Genomic DNA, 17,810 nt, shown 5'->3' on the forward strand with positions numbered 1-17,810 from the left:
CAATGCGAAGACGTTCCATTCAGATCGGGACGAGCTTGCATACAGATGGGCCCGGTCGTGATGTCAGCCGGACCCTGCCGTTTCTCAGTCTTCTTCTTTGACGGTGGCTACTTCATCGGCGCGTACGCGGATGGTTTTGCCGGAGATGTCCTCGAACTCATAAAAGCCGTCTTTGCTCTTGGTCTTCGGCGCATCCTTGGTCACGTACTGCGTACCGTTTTGCAGGGTGACCACGGTCGACGTGGAGCAGCCCGCCAATGCTGCACAGCAGGCGAACGCGACCGGCATCAGCAGTGATTGAATCTTCATAAAGCCTCCAGGTGGGTGTGGCTCAAGCGTCGGACGCTCAAGCGCTCAATTGTCATCTAGCAGATCAGATCAGCGTGATCGAGTTTGGTTCGCGTCCCGGACAATCGGCCGAAAAATCAGCGACTTGGACCGAAGCAGGTTTTTGTCCGATACGCTGTTGCGAAACGTCCGACACTCAAATACTGTATGCGCATACAGCCAACAGGAGGGTCACTTCGTGTCTGACACCAACGCATCAACCGAAGCATCGCCAGGGCACTACGAGCGCATGGCCGTGCGGGTGCAGAAAATCATCAACTCGCAAAGTGCGCAGAAAGCCCGCGCCGCGCTGATTTTCCGGCTTGCGGACGAACTTGAGGACGACTGGAAACAGTTGTTGGAAGAGATCGACGAGAACGACAACGTGACCCTGGCGTGGCGAGACGACGGCGGCGTGCAGATTTTCTGGACGGTGCCCAAGGAAGATTGAGCTTCTACCTGAATCCCCTCTATGAACAACCCAGTTGGAAAACATGCTTAGATTTTGTGTCGCACTGCTTTTAGCTTTTACCTTCCTGCAAACCGCCTCGGCTGACGTCAACATTGGCACCTGGAACCTGGAGCACTTGAGCGTGCGCCCGAACAAGGACTTCCAGGGCATCGCCAAGGTCGCCCGGAAGGTCGACTTTCTCGCCGTTCAGGAATTGATGAGCGAAGACGCGCTGGAGGCGCTGGCCAAGGAACTGACCCGGCAAACCGGCAAGCACTGGAGTTCGATGGCATCCCATGCCGTGGGCCGCTCTTCCTACAAGGAGATGTACGGGTTCGTCTGGCGCGATGATGTTGTCGCGTACGAAGACGGTGCCGTCAGCTACCTGGACCGCAGCGACACCTTCGAGCGCGAGCCCTACTCCGCACAGTTCCGCTCGCTCAAGGACGGCAAGACCTTCGTTGTAGCCACCGTGCACGTCCTGTACGGCAAGAACCAGGCGGACCGCGCTTCGGAGATCGTCGCGCTGTCCCATTACTGGACCTGGCTGCAGCAAACCTACCCCGGCAACAACCAGATCATGTTGATGGGCGACTTCAACACCCCGCCCAACTCGCCCGCGTGGGACAAGCTCGACACCAGCGCCAGGCCGCTGGTGCTTGACGGCGCCAGCACCCTGTCGACCAAGGACGGCAAATTCGCCAACCTCTATGACAACATCTTCATCAGCAAGCAGTCGGCGATCCGAGTGAACAAGGTCGAGGTGTTCGATTACCCGAAATTCCTCGGACTGACCCACGCCAAGGGCCGTGACAGCGTGTCCGACCATGCACCGATTTTCCTCAGCGCCAATCTGAGCGGTGGAAACGGCGCAGCCAGCGCGTCGGCTGTCACCGCGCAAGCCCGACCCACGGCGAGCAATCCGATGAAGCCCGCGGCAAGTGCCGGCGGCACACCGGCCAATCTGACGCTGGCGATTCGCGGGAACAGGAAGACCATGGTTTACCACCGCCCCGACTGCCCTTCGTACAACGCGATTGCCGAGAAAAACCGGGTCGAGTTCAACAGCCCGGCGGCGGCCGAAGCGCAGCATTACCACTTGGCAGGCAACTGCCATTGATCCGCAGCGGCGCACACTGATCCTTGCTTCAGTCGCCTGCCTCCAGTGCCAGGCGACTGAATGGGCTGTCTAACGCCGAATAACTTCCCTGGTCATTTACGCGCCAGATCGTGCTGGATGCAGCCCTCGTAATAGGTCTGCTTCACCGCGGCGGGTTTAAGCTTCGACGGACTTTTGTAGGTCTGCTCCGTGATGCCCAGCGCCATCTTGCTCATCCACGGTTTTGCGAACTTACGGCTCTGCAGCTTTTTGCGCGCGCTGTAGAGGGTGGTGCCAGAGAGCTTGGACTGCTGCGCCGCTCCCGCGACTCCCGCTCCCCACTTACAGACCTGCAGGTCGTTCTTGCTGAGGTCCTTGGCGTGCGCGGTGACGGACACCGCTGCCAGAAAAGCCGCCACCACGGTCAAGCCCACACTGCGCATACACACTCATCCCGGAATCAATTGATAAAGAAAGGATTTTTCCAGAAAAGCCAGTCGATGCGGGCCATCAATTTGCCTTTTCCGCACAAAACATTTTCCACCGCTCCGGTGGTCACCTTCGCGGGCTGACTTGATCCGCAGCGTCCCCTCGAAAGCGCACTATTCATCCATTCAATGCGTCTGGATATAGGGCAAATATCCATATCGATATGGCACATGGCCGCCCATCGGCCCGTGATTTTAAACGCTCATGAAGGTGTGCAATTCTGCGTCCGGTCGGTCGCTTCGCAACCCGATTGCGGATGACCCGTCTCAGGTAGAGATGCATTACGATCCAAGGCCCATTGAGAGTTGATCAGCCTGTATCGATCTCGAAATGAAGTGACAGCAATGCCGATGCAGTCGACGCGCAGGCTGTCAGGTACATCAGGGAAGCCCTCATTCACCGGGCGTCGCCGCACGCCCCTACAGGCCAAAACGATGAATGACTATAAGGATTTTGAAATCCATTACCGGTTTCAAGGTGAGCCGCGGCACTTCAATCATCAAGGCAAGCATATGTGCGAAAGCGACGCGCTGCATTTTGCGACGTTGCACGCAGGGGTGGGTGCAATCGAGGGCCACATCTGCGCGGGTCCGGTGAGACTTGCGCTGCTTTACGCCGAAGGCCTGGGCGTCACGCAGGTGCAATGGAAACGCACTTGACCTGGGAAAACTGCAAACAAACCCTGATTCACGTGGTCGGAATTTACAAGCAGCGCTCATCACACCAGCAAAGCGAGGTAAACATGACCATCGACAACGCATTGAAACAGGAAGTCCTGACCCGATTGCTGCATGCCCACCCGGCAGGCCTGGGCAAAGAAGTTCTGGACAACTACAGGGGGGAGAATGCAGTCGCCGACACCCTTGAGCATTTGCAGACGGCCGGGTTGATTCACGACGGCTGCGTCCATCACGCCAGTGAAGGGGATCGGTCTCTGAAGTACCCCATCAAACTCAGTTCGTCCGGCGTTGAGGCGGCCAAGCAGTTGGAGGCTGAGCAGTCCAGGCACTGAAGATTCATGCGCGCAATAAAAAACCGGCCCAGGCCGGTTTTTTTAGGTGATCGAGAAAGTGGTGTTCTCCCCTGGCGCTACCTGCACTGATCATCGTAAGCCTGTCAGGAAGCAGCACCACAGGGGAACGAGAAGGAGCCTACAAGCTAAGTCTCATTTTCGTCACGCCCGCTATTGTGACTTTATGCGTCCATCCCTCTCGCCCTGGCTCTTTCTCAACACCTGCGCTCAGACCGCCGGATAGCCGCCCGTGCCGTCGGGCCACGGTGTCAGCAGCTCAAAGCCGGTCTCAGTCACCGCAACCATGTGTTCCCACTGCGCCGACAACGACTGGTCGCGGGTGAGCACGGTCCATCCATCGTCCAGCACATAGGTGCCCGGTTTACCGGCGTTGATCATCGGCTCGATAGTGAAGACCATGCCGGTCTTGAGTTTCAGCCCTTTGCCCGCCGCGCCGTAATGCAGCACTTGCGGCTCTTCGTGGTATTTACGACCGATGCCATGACCGCAGTATTCGCGAACCACGCTGAAGCCCTCGCGGTACGCCACGCTCTGGATGGCATTGCCGATGTCGCCCAGCGTCGCGCCAGGTTTGACTGCGTGTATCCCCGCCAGCGTAGCCTCGTACGTGGTTTCGACCAGGCGCCGGGCGAGCGGACTGATCTCCCCGACGTAGTACATGCGGCTGGTATCGCCGAACCAGCCATCCTTGATAACCGCGACGTCGATATTGACGATGTCGCCGTCTTTGAGCACATCTTCGGCTGAGGGGATGCCGTGACAAACGACCGTGTTGGGCGAGATACAAGTGGTTTTGGTGAACCCGTGATAGCCAACGTTGGCAGGGATCACTTTCAGCTCGTTGACGATGTAGGCGTTGCAGATGTCATCCAGCGCCTCGGTGCTGATGCCCGGCTTGACGTGCTCGGCAATCATCGCCAGCACGTCTGCGGCCAGACGCCCGGCCACACGCAGCCCGACCAGGTCGGCTTCGGTCTTGAGACTGATGCTCATTGGGACACCGCCCTGGCCGGGGCCAGATCCGGTACGAGGTCGCAGGGCTGAAGGCTCAACACGGCGCCGCCGGACGTTTCAGCGCGTATCAGCAGCTGACAGATCTCGCTGTAATTCAGGCCGGGGTGCAGCTCGGCGAGCATGCCCACTCGCATCCAGTGCTCGGCCTGAGCATTGATCGAGCGACTCAACGCCGCGCTGGCGCAACGAATGTTGGCGTGCATCTGTTCGGAAATTTTTACCAGTCCCATAGCGACCTCTCGAAGAATATACGGATCATATACGTTCCGTATATTTTCTCGCAACCGGCCCTGATTATTCTTCTACGCAGAACGCGACCCTATAACGCGACCCTAGGCTGAGCGGGAAAACTCCGTCGCGCACTCGGAAAGCGACGTAGCCAACTGCGAAATGGCCTCGCGATCCTCTTCACTGAGCGCTCGGTAATGCGTTATGACCGCCCGTTCCGCCTCGTTCAGCGTGTCGGTGGCGATCGGCGTTCGCTCACCCGAGAGCACGTACATGACGTCGATGCCTTTTTTGCCAAGGGCCGCCAGGTAATCAGAACGCGGAATACGTTCACCGCTTTCATATTTGCCTTGGGCATTGGCCTCTACGCCACCGATGGCGCCGAAGTCCTGTTGCGACAGCCCGAGCCGTTTGCGTTCTTCTTTCAGACGTGAGCCGAGATCTTTCATAAACGAGGGTCCTGAAGTTGACTGTGTTCAAAGAGCAAGACCCCATTGGTCCGAGGGAGTTGCGCCCTTGGGCTCATTTGGTCAATCTTCCGAATTGACGGCTCAAGAAATCCCTTTGATGGCCGATAGGTTCTGATGTACCGCTATTCTTTTGAATGGCAGCCCGATTTCTGTAGTTCGGAGAACCAGACAATGATTTCTTTCTTACTGGGTTGGTCGGCGCTATCGACCGTGGGCACACTGGTTGCCCTGGCGATGATTCGCACCGGTAAAATGCGCCAGCCTGACGCAGACGACACGGTGGCAAGTCAGACGCCCGTCCCGGTGCTGGTCCGGTTCAAGCCCTGAATCCCGTCCCGGCGGCCTCGCCGGGAGCACGCCGTTCGAGATCACTCCCCTGCGAGCTGACCCTGTTCAGCCGCATAGCCACTTGCGTTGCCCGTGGCATAGCCCGTCGCATAGCCAGCGCTGGATGGCACAAACGCCAGGTCGGCCTGACTGGCGCTGAACTGACGAAGTCCCGATGCCAAGGCAAGAAAATCCTCACGCTGCATCTCGTTGCCCCATACGCTGCTGAACGACGATTCGTTCTTCTGCGCAGCGAATTCCTGACGGGTGTTGGCTTGATTGGTCTGCATGGCCGCTCTCTTCTTCTCGATACTGTTTAAACATACAGTATTTTCAACGCCCCTCGAGCGCAAGTCCTGTCGCGACGAATGGTCATGTGGATGAGCGCGGACATTGTGGCCAGCCCCAGCCGTCTTCCTTCCGTTACGCGTGCTTGATCCAAACCCGGACGCTTAAACCCGGGCCAGCGCCTCGATCCGATCAAGATCATCTGCCGACACCATAATCCCGTCCTTCAACGAACGCTCACGCTGACGATAACGGCGATCGCCCGGCATGCGCTGCTGGCCGACGCCGTGCATCTGCCGGACCAGTTCCTCGCTGCGCTCGGCAAATGCCTGACCGCTGCCCTTGTCCGGATCGATGACGATGATCACCTGACCGGTCCAGGGGGTTTGCGCCCCGGGAGACTTCGACATGTCGAACTCGAAGGAGAAATGACCGCCGGTGAGCGCGGCGGAAAGCAGCTCTACCATCATCGACAGCGCCGATCCCTTGTACCCCCCGAATGGCAACAGTGCACCGCCGTCGAGGATGGCTTTCGGGTCTTCGGTCGGCTCGCCGTTGCGATCGACGCCCATCCCCGGCGGGAGCATGCGGCCCTCTCTGGCGGCAATCTGCACATCGCCGTGGGCGATGGCGCTGGTGGCCATATCGAAAACGATGGGCTGACCGCCGGCGCGTGGCGCGGCGAACGCGATGGGGTTGGTGCCGAACAGGGGTTTTTGCGCATCGTGGGGCACGACGCAGGTCATGCTGTTGACCACGCTCAATGCCACCAACCCTTCTTGGGCGAACGGCTCGACATCCGGCCACAACGCGGCAAAGTGATGGGAGTTGCGAATGGCCAGAATGGCGATCCCTGCGCTCCGCGCCTTTTCTATCACAAGGGCCTTGGCCGCCTGCATGGCCGGCTGGGCAAAGCCGCCCATGGCATCGACGCGCACAAACGCTGCGCCCACGTCCTCGACCTTCGGTTCGGCCTGGCCGTCAACCCAACCGGCTGCCAGCGACGACAGATAGCCCTTGATGCGGAAGATGCCGTGGCTGTGGGAGCCATCGCGCTCGGCGGCCGCGCAGTTGGCGGACAGTACCCGCGCGACTTCGGGCGAGGCGCCGTGGCGCACGAAGATCTGCCGCAGCAGCTCTGTCAGATCGGCAAAGGAAATCGTCCGGGTGACCCGGCTGTCATGCGTTGAAGGCATCTGAAGCTCCGTTGTGATTATAGGAAGTGGAAGCGAAACAGAATCGGCGGGCGTCTGGAGGTCTCGTTCTGGAGAACTCGCGTTTAAGAGTAATGCGCAGTAACAAGCGGGTAAACTGCAAGCCTCGCGCGATGACCGCCCTGCCCTCAACCGAACAAGGACCGCTCGATGGATTCGCTGACCGCCGATAGCCAGACCCTGAATTGCCAGACCGTCGTCCTCGGCGCCGGTATCGTCGGCGTCTGTTGTGCGTTGCACCTGCAAGCGGCAGGCCAGCGGGTCGTCCTGCTGGATCGGGATGAGCCGGGCGCTGGCACCAGCCATGGCAATGCCGGCCTGATCGAGCGCTCCAGCATCGTCCCGTACGCCTTTCCCCGTGAATGGTCGCGGCTGGCGCGTTATGCGCTGAACCGCCAATCCTCCATGCGCTTCAGCCCGGCCTGGCTGCCGAAGATCGCGCCCTGGCTGTTTCAGTACTGGCAGAACTCTTCGCCCGCCAACATGGCCAGCGCCAGCCGCGCAATGCTGCCGCTGATCGAGCGCTGCGTCAGCGAGCATGACCGGCTGGCCGAGGCGTCAGGCATGACCTCGCTGATCCGCGCCAAGGGCTGGATAGAGTTCCATCGCGACCAGGAGGAATTGGATCTGGCGGTGGCCGACGCCCGCACTTATGACCGTCACGGGCTGCGTTACGAGGTACTTGATGCGAGCCAGTTGCGCCAGCGCGAGCCTCATCTGAGTGGTGCGCAGGGCGCCATTCACTGGCTCGACCCGAAAAGCGTGAGCGATCCCGGTGCATTGGTCCGCGGTTATGCCGCGCTGTTCGTCGAGGGCGGCGGCGTGTTGCTCACGGGCGACGCAGGCAGCCTTCGTCAGCACAACGACGGCTGGCAGGTGGAGACCCGCGAGGGGCTCGTGCAGGCGCAAAACGCAGTGGTGGCGCTGGGGCCGCAATCGGCAGAGGTGACGGCCCGCTTTGGATACCGCATCCCCCTGGGGATCAAGCGCGGCTATCACATGCATTACGCGGCACACCCGGATGCACCGTTGCAGCACTCGATCATCGACGCCCAGGCGGGGTATGTGCTGGCGCCCATGGCGCGGGGGATTCGCCTGACCACCGGCGTTGAGTTCGCCGCGCCGGACGCGCCCATCAACGAGATCCAGCTGCGCCGCTGCGAAGCCATCGCCCGAAAGCTCTATCCCTTGGGCGAGCGTCTGGACGCTGAACCCTGGCTGGGTCGCCGGCCCTGCTTGCCGGACATGCGCCCGGTCATCGGGCCGGCGGCGTCCCACAAAGGGCTGTGGTTCAACTTCGGGCACGCCCACCATGGCCTGACCCTCGGGCCGGTCACGGGCCGACTGCTGGCGGAAATGATGACTGGCGCCACGCCGTTCACGGATCCCGCGCCTTACAGCCCGGCCCGATTCAGGTAAACCTCAGCACGCCGCTGACTACTCCGCCTGCAAGCGTTTCTGGAAGAACAGCCGCTGGTGCCCGGGCGGATAGTCATCCAGCTGACCAAACTGCTCATACCCATGCTTGCGATAGAAATCGGGCGCCTGGAAATCAAAGGTGTCGAGCCACACGCCGACGCAGCCACGCTCGCGGGCGAGGTCCTCGGCCATCTTCATCAACTGGCTGCCCATGCGCTGGCCCCGGACCTGTTCAGGCACCACGAGCAGTTCAATGAACAGCCAACCGTAGAGGATGCGGCCATGCAGGCCGCCGAGCACGGCATCGGTCTGCTCATCGCGGACAAACAGGGCAAACTTTTCGTGCTTGCCGTCGCCGGCCATGGCTGCGTTGTAATCCCTCAATGGCTCGAGGATCTGCAGACGTTCTTCTTCGGAGGGGTTGGATTTGAATTCGATCCGGACACTCATGCGTCGCTTCCTGCTGACGGAAATGGGGACGCCAAGGTTGTCGGATATACAGGAGGGAGTAAAGCTGCGAAGGGTTAAAACAAAAAAGTAGCGAGGGCTTGGGTGTAAATGGACGTGGAAGCCCGGGGGCTTCCACACGCGCTCAGGCGCTGGGTTGATCAGTCTTTCTGATCACGCAGGACATTGCCGGAGGTGCCGTCGATGCGGAATTCGTACGTCAGGCTGTCCGCCTTGCGGCCTTCGCCTTCCCAGTAGCCATTGTCATCGGCTTCGATCTTGTAGATCTGGGTGTAACCCGCCGACTTGGCTTTTTCGATCGCTTTTTCGATGGTGATCCAGCCAGCGCCCGGTTTGTCCGCCAGGGCGAACTGTGCGGTGGTCAGGGCAGCGGTGGCGAGAACGGCAGCGGTAAGTTTCTTGATCATGGTTGAACTCCATTTCCCTTTTCGGGCTTTTGAATGCGATTTTTTGGAGTTGTTGACCAAAAAAATAGTTCATTCGGGGTTTTGTAACCGCTTGATGCTGCCGAATGAATACCACCGCTGACACCCGCTGAATGCTGGGCTCACGCCAATCAGCGCTTGACCTTGCGGCGCAGCACGCCGTTCAGCACCACCACAACGACGGCGACAAAGATCGCGATGTACTGAAAGGTCTTTTCGCTGAGCACGCCGGTGGTCTGCAGATGGGACAGGCCAAGCATGATCGCCAGAACGCTCAAGGCGATGATGATCGAATAAATCAGACGCTGTTTGTTGGTCATTGCGGGATTCCTGAAAACCGGTGGAGATGTGGGCGCGGTGAAGCTGTGCGGACATGGTACCCGCTCACGTCGATGCTGACACGCCACCACCCGCCCGAGGCCTGCGGCGAAGCGTCTCGGCCGCTGCTGTCCGTCACTTTCACGTGGTTTAATACGCGAACTTTTCAGTCGCTCAAGCGTTTTCAGGTCTTTAGGACGTATCTGCCCACACAGCGGAACGCTGCCTATACCCTCTTTCAACAAGGAGTCCCCAATGCCCCATGAAGGCAGCCTGTTGCAGGCCGCAGTCGTGTTCCTGCTCGCCGCCGTTCTCACGGTTCCCCTGGCCAAGCGCCTGCAACTGGGCGCCGTGATTGGCTACCTGATCGCGGGCGTGATCATCGGCCCGTCTTGCCTCGGCCTGATCGGCGATCCGCAAAGCGTGGCGCATATTTCCGAGCTGGGCGTGGTGCTGCTGTTGTTCATCATTGGCCTGGAGTTGTCGCCCCGACGCCTCTGGACCATGCGCAAATCGGTGTTCGGTGTCGGCCTGGCCCAGGTGCTGTTCACGGGGGTGGCCATTGGCGCGGTCGCGTTGCTGGGCTTCGATCAGCCGCTCAACAGCGCCGTGGTGCTGGGTCTGGGGCTGGCGCTGTCGTCGACCGCCTTTGGCCTGCAAAGCCTGGCCGAGCGCAAGGAGCTCAATGCGCCCCACGGTCGCCTGGCCTTCGCCATTCTGCTGTTTCAGGACATCGCAGCCATTCCGCTGATCGCTCTGGTGCCGATGCTGGCGGGTGGTTCCCACGAGGCCGGTTCCGGCGATTCCCTGCGCCATGGCCTGCAAGTGCTGGGTGGCATCGCCATTGTCGTGGTCGGCGGTCGCTACCTGCTGCGTCCGGTGTTCCGCATCGTCGCCAAAACCAAACTGCAGGAAGTGTCCACCGCGACCGCCCTGCTGGTGGTGATCGGCACGGCGTGGCTGATGGATCTGGTGGGCGTGTCCATGGCGCTGGGGGCGTTTCTTGCCGGCCTGCTGCTGGCGGACTCTGAATACCGTCATGAGCTGGAAGCGCAAATCGAGCCGTTCAAGGGTTTGTTGCTGGGGCTGTTCTTCATCAGTGTCGGCATGGGCGCCAACATCGGCCTGCTGATCAACGCCCCGTTCACCGTGCTGGGCCTGACGCTGCTGCTGATCGGCTTGAAACTGCCGCTGCTGTTTTTCGTCGGTCGTCTGGCGGGCGGGCTGGGCAAGCAAAGCGCGCTGCGTCTCGGACTGGTGCTGGCGGCAGGCGGTGAATTCGCTTTCGTGGTGTTCAAGATCGGCCGCGATCAGGGTCTGTTCGATGCCGCACTGTACGACACGCTGGTGCTGACGATCACCTTGTCGATGGCGCTGACGCCGCTGTTGCTGCTGGTCATGTCACGCTGGCTGAAACCCAGGCCGGTGGTCAAGGAAGTGCCGGCCGAGTACAAGGAAATCGAATCCGACAACCCTCGCGTGGTCATCGCCGGCATGGGCCGGATGGGGCAGATCGTTGCACGTATCCTGCGCGCGCAGAACATCCCGTTCATTGCGCTGGACACGTCGGTGGAAACCATCGAGTTCACCCGCAGCTTCGGTAATGTGCCGGTGTTCTACGGTGACCCCCTGCGCCCCGAAATCCTCCGCGCTGCCAAAGTGGATCAGGCCGAATATTTCGTCATCGCCACGGATGACCCGGACACCAACATCAAAACCGCCGAGCTGGTGCGCAGGCTGTATCCGCACATGAAGATCATTGCCCGGGCCCGTAACCGTCAGCACGTCCACCGCCTGCTGGATCTGGACGCCGAGGCGGTGCGGGAGACGTTCTATTCAAGCCTGGAAATGACCCGCCGCACGTTGATCGGGCTGGGCCTGAGCGAAGCCCAGGCGGCCGCGCGCATCGATCGCTTCAAGCGCCATGACGAACAAGTGCTCAATCGCCAGCACTTGATCTACGACGATGCCGCGAAGGTCATGCAAAGCGCGCTGGAAGCCCGGACTGAACTGTCCGAACTGTTCGAGTCCGACCGGATGGACGAGGAAGCGAGTGATGCGCTGCCTTCGTTGAAGGCTAAAAAACAGTAGCTCCACGGGTGAGCCTTCTGAAGAAGGCTCACCTCTTCAGCCCATGACCTCGCTCAGCGGGATGAAGTTGAGCAGGTCGCCCTCCGCCACCGTGGTGCCTTCCACAATCTCGATCAGCCCGTCGGCCCAGGCGGCGCTGCGCAGCACACCTGAACTCTGGTTGCGGTAGGCAACCAGCCGGCCCTGTTCAAGGCGTCCGCGCAGGTATTCGCGCCGGTTCCCCGGTTTGGTCCAGGTGAATGCAGCCGGCACCTGGAACTGCAGCGGCTTGACGGCCTGCACGCCCAGTCGCCTGAGCAGATAAGGTCGGGCAAGTAACGCGAAGGTCACCAGCGTCGAGGCCGGATTGCCCGGAAGGCCGATCACCGGCACGCCACGGAAATGGCCAAAGGTCAGCGGCTTGCCGGGTTTGATCGCCAGTTTCCACAGGGCGATCTCGCCTTCTTCACGCAGCGCGTGGCCGAGAAAATCCGCTTCGCCGACGGACACGCCGCCCGTGGAGAGGATCAGGTCGACGTTGTCCAGGCTGCCCAGCGCCGCGCGCGTTTTCTCCAGATTGTCGGGAAGGATGCCCGCATCGACCACTTCACAGCCCAGCCGCGTCAGCCAGCTGCACAGCAACACGCGATTGCTGTTGTAGATCTGCCCCGGGCCCAGCGGCTGCCCCGGCTCGATCAACTCATCGCCCGTGGACAGCACAGCGACCCGGGCGCGGCGCATCACCTGCAAGTGGCCAAAGCCCATGCTCGCAGCCAGACCCAGCTCAATCGGGTTCATGACCGTGCCGGCATCCAGCACCTTGTCCCCGACCGTGGTCTCCTGCCCCTTCGGACGAATATTCTGGCCGGCGCTCAACGGTTCGAGAAAGCGCACTGTCGCGTCGGCCTGGACTTCGGCGTTCTCCTGCATCTCGACGCAGTCAGCCCCTTCCGGTACCGGCGCGCCAGTGAATATTCGCGCGCAGGTCCCGGGTTGGAGTGGCTCGGGCGCATGCCCGGCGAAGATGCGCTGGCTCACCGGCAACGGCTCACCGGTCCAGTCCCCGACCCGCATCGCGTAGCCGTCCATGGCGCTGTTGGGCCAAGGCGGCAAATCCAGCGTCGAAACCAGATCCTCAGCCAGTACGCGCCCCAGGGCATCGGCCAGCGCCACAGTTTCACGCTCGATGATCGGCGCGGCGGCAGCGAGGTCCATCAAGCGCTGCATGGCCTCTTCGACCGGCATCAGGCGACTCATTTCAGGTGCGCTCATAAAGGCTCACCCGCGAGTCGCGCAGGGTTCGGCCTTCTTCAGGTGCGGCACGAAATTGCACGGGCGAAAGCTGTTGTTCAACTGATCAGCAAGAATGCCGTCCCAGCCCGTGCGCACCGCGTTGGTCGAGCCCGGCAGGCAGCAGACCAGCGTGCCGTTGGCCAGACCGGCAAGGGCGCGGGATTGAATCGTCGAAGTGCCGATGTCGGGCAGGGAAATCTGGCGGAACAGCTCGCCAAAACCGTCCACCTGTTTGTCCAGCAGGCAGGCCACGGCTTCCGGGGTGCTGTCGCGGCCGGTAAAGCCGGTGCCGCCGGTGATCAGCACGACTTGCACTTCGTCATCGGCGATCCAGGTCGCTACCTGGGCGCGGATCTTGTACAGGTCATCCTTGAGCAGCACGCGTTCGATCAGGCCGTGACCGGCGGTGGTCAGGCGGTCGACGAACATCTGGCCGGAGGTATCGGTTTCAAAAGTACGGGTGTCACTGACCGTCAGAACAGCGATGTTCAGGGGTACGAAAGGCGAGTCTGCCTTGGCTTTCATGGCGAGGTCCGGTTGTAGAGGAAACAGGGCGGTGTTATATCACAGCACCTGTTTTTTGCCGCGCCAACCGAGCTGATCATGACCCCTTACGACGCCCTCCCGCCCTGCTCCATCCTGCTGCTCGCCGGCGGTGAGGGACGGCGCATGGGCGGGCGTGACAAAGGCCTGATCGTCTGGCGCGACAAGCCTTTTATTGAACATTTGCATGGGCTGGTGCGCCCGTTCACAGATGATGTGATCGTTTCGTGCAACCGCAACCGCGAGCAGTACGCCCCCTACGCCGATCAACTGGTCGAGGACGAGCAACAGGATTTCCCCGGCCCCTACGCGGGTATTCGCGCAGGCCTCGCCGTGGCGAAGCATCAATACCTGCTGGTCATGCCCTGTGACATGCCGCTGCTGGATCGCGCGCTGCTCGATGGTCTGCGCCAGACCGCTGCTGCGAATCCCGGCGCCCCGGTCATGGTTCGCCAGGGCGAGCAGTGGGAGCCGCTGTTATGTTGCATTCCCACCCATCACGCGACTGTGTTCGAGCAGCATTGGCAGCAAGGCCAGCGCAGCCCGCGCCGAACTCTGGCAGAATTGCACGCCGTGGCGTTGCAGTGCGAGGCCGACGACCCGCGTCTGGCCAACCTCAACACGCCAGAGCTATTGACCGAGATCAAGCCCTGAGCGCAACGGGCAGGTTTCATGGAACTTTGCCGTTACACTCTGCGTCAGACACATCACTAAACAAAATACCCCGGAGACACAGCAATGAAACAACGGACTCTTCCTGCCGCCTTCCTGCTCGCACTGAGCCTCGCCTCTCTGGCCGGTTGCTCCTCGCCAACGGTGATCACGCTGAACGACGGCCGTGAAATCCAGGCCACGGACGAGCCGAAGTACGACGAAGAGTCGGGCTTCTATGAGTTCAAACAGCTTGACGGCAAAGAAACCCGCATCAACAAAGATCAGGTTCGTACCGTTAAAGAACTGTGATACCGGCTTGATCGCGAGGGTTTGAAAAGACCGCCGCCGCAAGCAAAAAGACCCGCCAATCGAGCGGGTCTTTTTTTGCCTGGATAATCCCGACGCACCGGGCCCAGGTCGGGCTACCAATCCAGTGTGATCCGGCTTTCAAACACCCGCTCCTGCCCGGTCACCGGGTCGATGAAACGCAATCCCCGGGCAAGCAGTTTGAGCGGGTGGGCGTAGTCGTCCACGGCATCCTTGAGCACGTCGGGATAGAACGGGTCGTTGCAGATGCCGGCGCCCAGGGCGGCCATGTGCACGCGCAGTTGATGTTTTTTGCCGGTCACCGGATACAGCGCATAGCGCCAGAGCGCGCCATTTTTTTCGCTGACTTCCACGCGGGTTTCCGTGTTGCTCGGGCCCTCCCCCTCCTGCATGCGAAAGAACGGTTCACCATCGACCAGGCGGCTTTTGTGCACGCGCGGAAACGCCACGTCCGGGAGCGCAGGCGCGATCGCCTCGTAGCGCTTTTCAATCTGGCGGGTTGGAAACAGCGCCTGATAGGCCGACCGCGTCTGCTTGTTGGCCGAGAACAGCACCAGCCCTGCCGTGTGCCGGTCAATGCGATGCAAAGGCACCAGATCGGGGTTGTCGAGGGTACGGATCAGACGCCGCAGCAGGGTCTGCTCGACGTACTCGCCCGCGGGGGTGACGGGCAGAAAGTGCGGCTTGTCGGCGACCACCAGATGCTCGTCGGCATACAAAATCGACTCCTGCACCGGGATCGGCGTCTCGTTGGGCACTTCGCGAAAGTAATGGATACGCAGGCCTTCGCGGTACGCAAGGTCCGCTGCGATCGGCTGGCCGTCGGCGTCGAGCACCTTGCCCCGCGCGATCCGGTCCAGCCATTGCTCGCGGCTGATGGCACTGAAGCGCTCGCACAGGCAGTCGAGCACTGTCTGCCAAGGCCCTGGCGGCAGATACAACGTGCTGGCTTGTCGGTGGGCGGCGGTAAACACGGGTGCGGACATAAACGGCTCAGAATAAAAAGGGTGATGGCGGCAAGGCTGGCATTATCTACGCCGAAGAACCTTTGCGCGACCGGGCTAATGTCGGTTTTGCCGGAAGGCTCTAGCCCGCGCCACACGGAAGTGCGCGACGTTATGTCGCACGGAAAACCGGCGCCAGTTGTCTGACAACTACGGTACAGCGCTGGATGCGCAAAATGAATTGTCCTAAAATGTTTCGAAATCGGCACGCAGGCGCGAATCCGAGCGGACACGAACACTCTCGTGACTGAAATCGAAAACGCCTGCCAGACCTGAAACCATAAAAAGAAAGCCCGTCATCGACGGGCTTTTTTCGTTTTCAGGATTTGTTCCGCGCGTTGAGCGCCACTGCCTACGACTATTTCCTTTCGCAACTTTGAGGTTACGCCCATGCTGGTTCAATTCTTCCAATGGATCAAACGTCTCTCCACCGGGACTTCATCGCAGAACGACGAAAACTACTCCCAGTCCTTTTCCAACGAAGACCACGACGTGGGTCGCTGGACATTCATGTCGGTGTTCATCGTCCTTACCCTGAGCCTGTACATCGTCGCCGGCCTGGGCTACTACGCCAAAGTACACGTCTGGGACGGCATGACCGATGAGCAGAAAGCTGCCGTCGCTCAAGCCATGGTGGTCGACACGCAGTATCTCTGACACGCAATCTCTGATGCCACGCTGACGCGCGGCCTTGTGCCCTGATCGCACGCGTCAGTCGCTCAGAAACAGCACGACCTGATCGGTGTCGAACGGCCAGTCCAGTTCGGCACCGGTGTCTGCCCGCCTCAGGACGGGAATCCTCAGGCTATAGGTTTCGTAGTGCGCCTCGGTCTCGGCAATGTCGACCAGCTCCACCATCAAGCCGTGCTCCACGAGCGGCATCAATTCGGCTTCGGCCACCTCGCACAAGTGACACCCCAACGTTCCGAACAGCTGACATTCCGGTGGCATGGCTCGGCCCCTCTGTGGCGGCGATTCCAAGGGTTTGATCGGCAAGTCTAGAACTGACCCCCAGTATCGTCGAGCTGCCCCACGCTTCCCGCCCTCCCTCCTGTCGCCCACCCACACTGGAGCGCGACGCTCGGCGGGCGCACCGGAACGGCGCAGAAACCACTCGGGCGAAACGGCAGCCTTGTTCTCGCGATTGGAATGAACCTTCAGGAATGCGCCATACTCGAAACCCCATATCGTCATCCCCTAAGGAGAAAACCATGGCTCGACCTACAGCAGAAAAAGCCCAGGACATTTTGATGTCTGACTTCCAGACGCTGGTTGCCGATACGGAAAAACTGCTGGCACACACGGCCTCCCTGGCCGGTGAACAGGCTGACGAATTGCGTGAGCAGATTCGCGAAAGCCTGCTGCGTGCCCGCGAAACCCTCAAACTGACCGAAGAAACCCTGCGCGCACGCGGCAAGGAAGCGGTCATCGTCACTGAGGATTATGTCCAGAACAATCCATGGCAATCGGTAGGCATCGCAGCTGGCGTCGGCTTCCTGCTGGGCCTGCTGGCCACCCGGCGCTAACGGCCATGACGCAGCCGACAGGTCCAACCGGGACCGATCAATCCTCTTCGCCACGGCGTCTGGGTGCGGCCTTTCTGGGGCTGTTGCACACCCATGTCGAGCTGTTCGGCATCGAGCTTCAGGAACAAAAGGCGCGTACCGTCAGCCTGCTGCTGTTTGCAGGCCTGGCGCTGGTTTTCGCTCTGCTGTTGCTCATCGGCCTCTCCGCGCTGCTGCTGATTCTCGTCTGGGACAGCTATCGCCTCTACGGGATCATCGGCCTGTGCGGGTTCTACACCCTGGCGGCGATTTTCTGTGCAATGCGGCTCAAGGCAGCTGTTTTCGATGAGTCTTCACCCTTCCATTCGACACTGGAAGAACTGGCTAATGACCGCGAGCGACTGATGCCATGAGCACACCTCAATTGCCCCAGACCCACAATCGTCGCGAGCTGCGCAAGGCATTGATCCGCCTGCGCATGGAGATGCATCGTCAAGAGATCCGTCAGGAGTCCTCGCGATTGATGCATCCCCTGCAACGCATGCGCGGCATGGCCTCCGACCTGCCCGGTTCCCTCGGCATCAAGCATGGGCCGCTGTGGGGCGTCGGTGTCGTTACCCTGCTCGGGTTTCTCACCGGCAAGGGCACGCGCAGCAAAAAAACCGGCAGCGTCACCCGGCTGATCAAGTTAAGTGCCACCGTTTTGCCGTTGATCAAAATGGCCCTGCAAAACTCGTCCCGCCGTCGCTAAAAGCCTTCTGGCTGCATTCTTGCTAACAAACCCCGCCTTGCCCGATATACGTATCGGGTGAGGCGACGGTGCTTGTCGAACGACTGCCCGCCG

Annotated in this window: 27 protein-coding genes; 13 read left to right on the forward strand and 14 right to left on the reverse strand. The window is 60.7% G+C overall.

From position 1 onward, the window contains the following. Positions 1-84: 84 nt before the first annotated feature. A complete protein-coding gene (locus tag ACQKEN_RS08730; RefSeq protein WP_037010898.1) occupies positions 85-309 on the reverse strand; it encodes a YgdI/YgdR family lipoprotein in 225 nt (74 codons plus the stop codon). A gap of 268 nt (positions 310-577) precedes the next feature. On the opposite strand from ACQKEN_RS08730, the gene ACQKEN_RS08735 reads away from it, so the two are divergent. Together ACQKEN_RS08735 and ACQKEN_RS08740 are read left to right on the forward strand one after the other, a co-directional pair. Beyond that, positions 578-778, forward strand: a complete 201-nt coding sequence (locus ACQKEN_RS08735) for a DUF1654 domain-containing protein (RefSeq protein WP_074887522.1) — start codon at positions 578-580, stop codon at positions 776-778. A gap of 43 nt (positions 779-821) precedes the next feature. After that, positions 822-1,898, forward strand: coding sequence for an endonuclease/exonuclease/phosphatase family protein (locus tag ACQKEN_RS08740; RefSeq protein ID WP_427685123.1), 1,077 nt, complete (start codon positions 822-824; stop codon positions 1,896-1,898). 92 nt (positions 1,899-1,990) lie between these two features. Here the strand turns inward: ACQKEN_RS08740 and ACQKEN_RS08745 are convergent, their stop codons facing one another. After that, positions 1,991-2,320 carry a hypothetical protein gene (locus ACQKEN_RS08745; protein ID WP_427685124.1) on the reverse strand — a complete coding sequence of 110 codons (330 nt, stop codon included), beginning with the start codon at positions 2,318-2,320 and terminating at the stop codon, positions 1,991-1,993. Between the two features lie 351 nt (positions 2,321-2,671). Here ACQKEN_RS08745 and ACQKEN_RS08750 point away from each other — a divergent pair, with 351 nt between their 5' ends. Both ACQKEN_RS08750 and ACQKEN_RS08755 read left to right on the forward strand, forming a co-directional pair. Further along, positions 2,672-3,025, forward strand: coding sequence for a DUF6555 family protein (locus ACQKEN_RS08750; RefSeq protein WP_427685125.1), 354 nt, complete (start codon positions 2,672-2,674; stop codon positions 3,023-3,025). Between the two features lie 83 nt (positions 3,026-3,108). After that, positions 3,109-3,378, forward strand: coding sequence for a hypothetical protein (locus ACQKEN_RS08755; protein ID WP_427685126.1), 270 nt, complete (start codon positions 3,109-3,111; stop codon positions 3,376-3,378). Positions 3,379-3,606: 228 nt separating this feature from the next. Here the strand turns inward: ACQKEN_RS08755 and map are convergent, their stop codons facing one another. From map to ACQKEN_RS08770, 3 genes are all read right to left on the reverse strand, one after another. After that, positions 3,607-4,392, reverse strand: a complete 786-nt coding sequence (gene map / locus ACQKEN_RS08760) for a type I methionyl aminopeptidase (protein ID WP_427685127.1) — start codon at positions 4,390-4,392, stop codon at positions 3,607-3,609. After that, complete coding sequence (locus ACQKEN_RS08765; protein ID WP_108120136.1) at positions 4,389-4,643, reverse strand: ParD-like family protein; 255 nt, start codon at positions 4,641-4,643, stop codon at positions 4,389-4,391. The genes map and ACQKEN_RS08765 overlap by 4 nt, the downstream gene beginning before the upstream one ends. 102 nt (positions 4,644-4,745) lie before the next feature. Next, positions 4,746-5,090, reverse strand: coding sequence for a helix-turn-helix domain-containing protein (locus ACQKEN_RS08770; RefSeq protein WP_427685128.1), 345 nt, complete (start codon positions 5,088-5,090; stop codon positions 4,746-4,748). Positions 5,091-5,282: 192 nt separating this feature from the next. On the opposite strand from ACQKEN_RS08770, the gene ACQKEN_RS08775 reads away from it, so the two are divergent. After that, entirely contained in the window at positions 5,283-5,438 is a 156-nt protein-coding gene (locus ACQKEN_RS08775; RefSeq protein WP_427685129.1) for a hypothetical protein, read from the forward strand. A gap of 41 nt (positions 5,439-5,479) precedes the next feature. On the opposite strand, the gene ACQKEN_RS08780 is transcribed toward ACQKEN_RS08775, so the two are convergent. Beyond that, positions 5,480-5,728, reverse strand: a complete 249-nt coding sequence (locus ACQKEN_RS08780) for a hypothetical protein (protein WP_427685130.1) — start codon at positions 5,726-5,728, stop codon at positions 5,480-5,482. A gap of 162 nt (positions 5,729-5,890) precedes the next feature. Then, positions 5,891-6,922 (reverse strand): Ldh family oxidoreductase, encoded by a 1,032-nt coding sequence (locus tag ACQKEN_RS08785; protein ID WP_427685131.1) that lies wholly within the window; start codon positions 6,920-6,922, stop codon positions 5,891-5,893. A gap of 198 nt (positions 6,923-7,120) precedes the next feature. Between ACQKEN_RS08785 and ACQKEN_RS08790 the strand changes: the two genes are divergently transcribed. Then, positions 7,121-8,359 carry an NAD(P)/FAD-dependent oxidoreductase gene (locus tag ACQKEN_RS08790; RefSeq protein WP_427685246.1) on the forward strand — a complete coding sequence of 413 codons (1,239 nt, stop codon included), beginning with the start codon at positions 7,121-7,123 and terminating at the stop codon, positions 8,357-8,359. Positions 8,360-8,377: 18 nt separating this feature from the next. On the opposite strand, the gene ACQKEN_RS08795 is transcribed toward ACQKEN_RS08790, so the two are convergent. The 3 genes from ACQKEN_RS08795 to ACQKEN_RS08805 form a co-directional block, all read right to left on the reverse strand. Then, positions 8,378-8,809, reverse strand: a complete 432-nt coding sequence (locus ACQKEN_RS08795; RefSeq protein WP_427685132.1) for a GNAT family N-acetyltransferase — start codon at positions 8,807-8,809, stop codon at positions 8,378-8,380. Between the two features lie 158 nt (positions 8,810-8,967). Then, entirely contained in the window at positions 8,968-9,234 is a 267-nt protein-coding gene (locus tag ACQKEN_RS08800) for a PepSY domain-containing protein (RefSeq protein ID WP_133771168.1), read from the reverse strand. A gap of 149 nt (positions 9,235-9,383) precedes the next feature. Next, complete coding sequence (locus ACQKEN_RS08805) at positions 9,384-9,572, reverse strand: hypothetical protein (protein ID WP_122538211.1); 189 nt, start codon at positions 9,570-9,572, stop codon at positions 9,384-9,386. A 253-nt stretch (positions 9,573-9,825) separates the two neighbouring features. Between ACQKEN_RS08805 and ACQKEN_RS08810 the strand changes: the two genes are divergently transcribed. After that, positions 9,826-11,661: a monovalent cation:proton antiporter-2 (CPA2) family protein gene (locus ACQKEN_RS08810; protein WP_427685133.1), complete on the forward strand. Its 1,836-nt coding sequence runs from the start codon at positions 9,826-9,828 to the stop codon at positions 11,659-11,661. 36 nt (positions 11,662-11,697) lie between these two features. On the opposite strand, the gene ACQKEN_RS08815 is transcribed toward ACQKEN_RS08810, so the two are convergent. Together ACQKEN_RS08815 and moaB are read right to left on the reverse strand one after the other, a co-directional pair. Continuing rightward, positions 11,698-12,912: a molybdopterin molybdotransferase MoeA gene (locus ACQKEN_RS08815; protein ID WP_427685134.1), complete on the reverse strand. Its 1,215-nt coding sequence runs from the start codon at positions 12,910-12,912 to the stop codon at positions 11,698-11,700. 6 nt (positions 12,913-12,918) lie between these two features. After that, the gene (moaB, locus tag ACQKEN_RS08820) at positions 12,919-13,458 is read right to left on the reverse strand and encodes a molybdenum cofactor biosynthesis protein B (protein WP_065991499.1); all 540 of its coding nucleotides are present in this window, start codon (positions 13,456-13,458) and stop codon (positions 12,919-12,921) included. 78 nt (positions 13,459-13,536) lie between these two features. On the opposite strand from moaB, the gene mobA reads away from it, so the two are divergent. Further along, on the forward strand, positions 13,537-14,130 hold the full coding sequence (mobA, locus tag ACQKEN_RS08825; protein ID WP_427685135.1) for a molybdenum cofactor guanylyltransferase MobA: 594 nt from the start codon (positions 13,537-13,539) through the stop codon (positions 14,128-14,130). 84 nt (positions 14,131-14,214) lie between these two features. Beyond that, a complete protein-coding gene (locus ACQKEN_RS08830) occupies positions 14,215-14,439 on the forward strand; it encodes a YgdI/YgdR family lipoprotein (protein ID WP_074887297.1) in 225 nt (74 codons plus the stop codon). Between the two features lie 113 nt (positions 14,440-14,552). Here the strand turns inward: ACQKEN_RS08830 and ACQKEN_RS08835 are convergent, their stop codons facing one another. Then, a complete protein-coding gene (locus tag ACQKEN_RS08835; protein ID WP_427685136.1) occupies positions 14,553-15,443 on the reverse strand; it encodes an RluA family pseudouridine synthase in 891 nt (296 codons plus the stop codon). Positions 15,444-15,851: 408 nt separating this feature from the next. Between ACQKEN_RS08835 and ACQKEN_RS08840 the strand changes: the two genes are divergently transcribed. Further along, positions 15,852-16,118 (forward strand): hypothetical protein, encoded by a 267-nt coding sequence (locus ACQKEN_RS08840; RefSeq protein WP_133771176.1) that lies wholly within the window; start codon positions 15,852-15,854, stop codon positions 16,116-16,118. Positions 16,119-16,172: 54 nt separating this feature from the next. On the opposite strand, the gene ACQKEN_RS08845 is transcribed toward ACQKEN_RS08840, so the two are convergent. Further along, positions 16,173-16,412 carry a glutaredoxin family protein gene (locus ACQKEN_RS08845; RefSeq protein ID WP_427685137.1) on the reverse strand — a complete coding sequence of 80 codons (240 nt, stop codon included), beginning with the start codon at positions 16,410-16,412 and terminating at the stop codon, positions 16,173-16,175. A 260-nt stretch (positions 16,413-16,672) separates the two neighbouring features. Here ACQKEN_RS08845 and ACQKEN_RS08850 point away from each other — a divergent pair, with 260 nt between their 5' ends. From ACQKEN_RS08850 to ACQKEN_RS08860, 3 genes are read left to right on the forward strand one after another with little or no spacing between them, the layout of a single operon-like run. Further along, positions 16,673-16,987, forward strand: a complete 315-nt coding sequence (locus tag ACQKEN_RS08850) for a DUF883 family protein (RefSeq protein WP_065991492.1) — start codon at positions 16,673-16,675, stop codon at positions 16,985-16,987. Between the two features lie 5 nt (positions 16,988-16,992). Continuing rightward, positions 16,993-17,379 carry a phage holin family protein gene (locus tag ACQKEN_RS08855; RefSeq protein ID WP_427685138.1) on the forward strand — a complete coding sequence of 129 codons (387 nt, stop codon included), beginning with the start codon at positions 16,993-16,995 and terminating at the stop codon, positions 17,377-17,379. Beyond that, positions 17,376-17,717, forward strand: coding sequence for a hypothetical protein (locus ACQKEN_RS08860; RefSeq protein ID WP_427685139.1), 342 nt, complete (start codon positions 17,376-17,378; stop codon positions 17,715-17,717). The genes ACQKEN_RS08855 and ACQKEN_RS08860 overlap by 4 nt, the downstream gene beginning before the upstream one ends. Positions 17,718-17,810 lie beyond the last annotated feature (93 nt).

This window comes from Pseudomonas sp. NPDC078416 (genome assembly GCF_050268485.1).
GTDB lineage: Bacteria > Pseudomonadota > Gammaproteobacteria > Pseudomonadales > Pseudomonadaceae > Aquipseudomonas.

Coding starts and splice junctions, on each gene's coding strand:
- ACQKEN_RS08730 (WP_037010898.1), bottom strand. CDS start 309: ATGAAGATTCAATCACTGCTGATGCCGGTCGCGTTCGCCTGCTGTGCA.
- ACQKEN_RS08735 (WP_074887522.1), top strand. CDS start 578: ATGGCCGTGCGGGTGCAGAAAATCATCAACTCGCAAAGTGCGCAGAAA.
- ACQKEN_RS08740 (WP_427685123.1), top strand. CDS start 822: ATGCTTAGATTTTGTGTCGCACTGCTTTTAGCTTTTACCTTCCTGCAA.
- ACQKEN_RS08745 (WP_427685124.1), bottom strand. CDS start 2,320: ATGCGCAGTGTGGGCTTGACCGTGGTGGCGGCTTTTCTGGCAGCGGTG.
- ACQKEN_RS08755 (WP_427685126.1), top strand. CDS start 3,109: ATGACCATCGACAACGCATTGAAACAGGAAGTCCTGACCCGATTGCTG.
- map (WP_427685127.1), bottom strand. CDS start 4,392: ATGAGCATCAGTCTCAAGACCGAAGCCGACCTGGTCGGGCTGCGTGTG.
- ACQKEN_RS08765 (WP_108120136.1), bottom strand. CDS start 4,643: ATGGGACTGGTAAAAATTTCCGAACAGATGCACGCCAACATTCGTTGC.
- ACQKEN_RS08770 (WP_427685128.1), bottom strand. CDS start 5,090: ATGAAAGATCTCGGCTCACGTCTGAAAGAAGAACGCAAACGGCTCGGG.
- ACQKEN_RS08775 (WP_427685129.1), top strand. CDS start 5,283: ATGATTTCTTTCTTACTGGGTTGGTCGGCGCTATCGACCGTGGGCACA.
- ACQKEN_RS08780 (WP_427685130.1), bottom strand. CDS start 5,728: ATGCAGACCAATCAAGCCAACACCCGTCAGGAATTCGCTGCGCAGAAG.
- ACQKEN_RS08785 (WP_427685131.1), bottom strand. CDS start 6,922: ATGCCTTCAACGCATGACAGCCGGGTCACCCGGACGATTTCCTTTGCC.
- ACQKEN_RS08795 (WP_427685132.1), bottom strand. CDS start 8,809: ATGAGTGTCCGGATCGAATTCAAATCCAACCCCTCCGAAGAAGAACGT.
- ACQKEN_RS08800 (WP_133771168.1), bottom strand. CDS start 9,234: ATGATCAAGAAACTTACCGCTGCCGTTCTCGCCACCGCTGCCCTGACC.
- ACQKEN_RS08805 (WP_122538211.1), bottom strand. CDS start 9,572: ATGACCAACAAACAGCGTCTGATTTATTCGATCATCATCGCCTTGAGC.
- ACQKEN_RS08810 (WP_427685133.1), top strand. CDS start 9,826: ATGCCCCATGAAGGCAGCCTGTTGCAGGCCGCAGTCGTGTTCCTGCTC.
- ACQKEN_RS08815 (WP_427685134.1), bottom strand. CDS start 12,912: ATGAGCGCACCTGAAATGAGTCGCCTGATGCCGGTCGAAGAGGCCATG.
- moaB (WP_065991499.1), bottom strand. CDS start 13,458: ATGAAAGCCAAGGCAGACTCGCCTTTCGTACCCCTGAACATCGCTGTT.
- mobA (WP_427685135.1), top strand. CDS start 13,537: ATGACCCCTTACGACGCCCTCCCGCCCTGCTCCATCCTGCTGCTCGCC.
- ACQKEN_RS08830 (WP_074887297.1), top strand. CDS start 14,215: ATGAAACAACGGACTCTTCCTGCCGCCTTCCTGCTCGCACTGAGCCTC.
- ACQKEN_RS08835 (WP_427685136.1), bottom strand. CDS start 15,443: ATGTCCGCACCCGTGTTTACCGCCGCCCACCGACAAGCCAGCACGTTG.
- ACQKEN_RS08840 (WP_133771176.1), top strand. CDS start 15,852: ATGCTGGTTCAATTCTTCCAATGGATCAAACGTCTCTCCACCGGGACT.
- ACQKEN_RS08845 (WP_427685137.1), bottom strand. CDS start 16,412: ATGCCACCGGAATGTCAGCTGTTCGGAACGTTGGGGTGTCACTTGTGC.
- ACQKEN_RS08850 (WP_065991492.1), top strand. CDS start 16,673: ATGGCTCGACCTACAGCAGAAAAAGCCCAGGACATTTTGATGTCTGAC.
- ACQKEN_RS08855 (WP_427685138.1), top strand. CDS start 16,993: ATGACGCAGCCGACAGGTCCAACCGGGACCGATCAATCCTCTTCGCCA.
- ACQKEN_RS08860 (WP_427685139.1), top strand. CDS start 17,376: ATGAGCACACCTCAATTGCCCCAGACCCACAATCGTCGCGAGCTGCGC.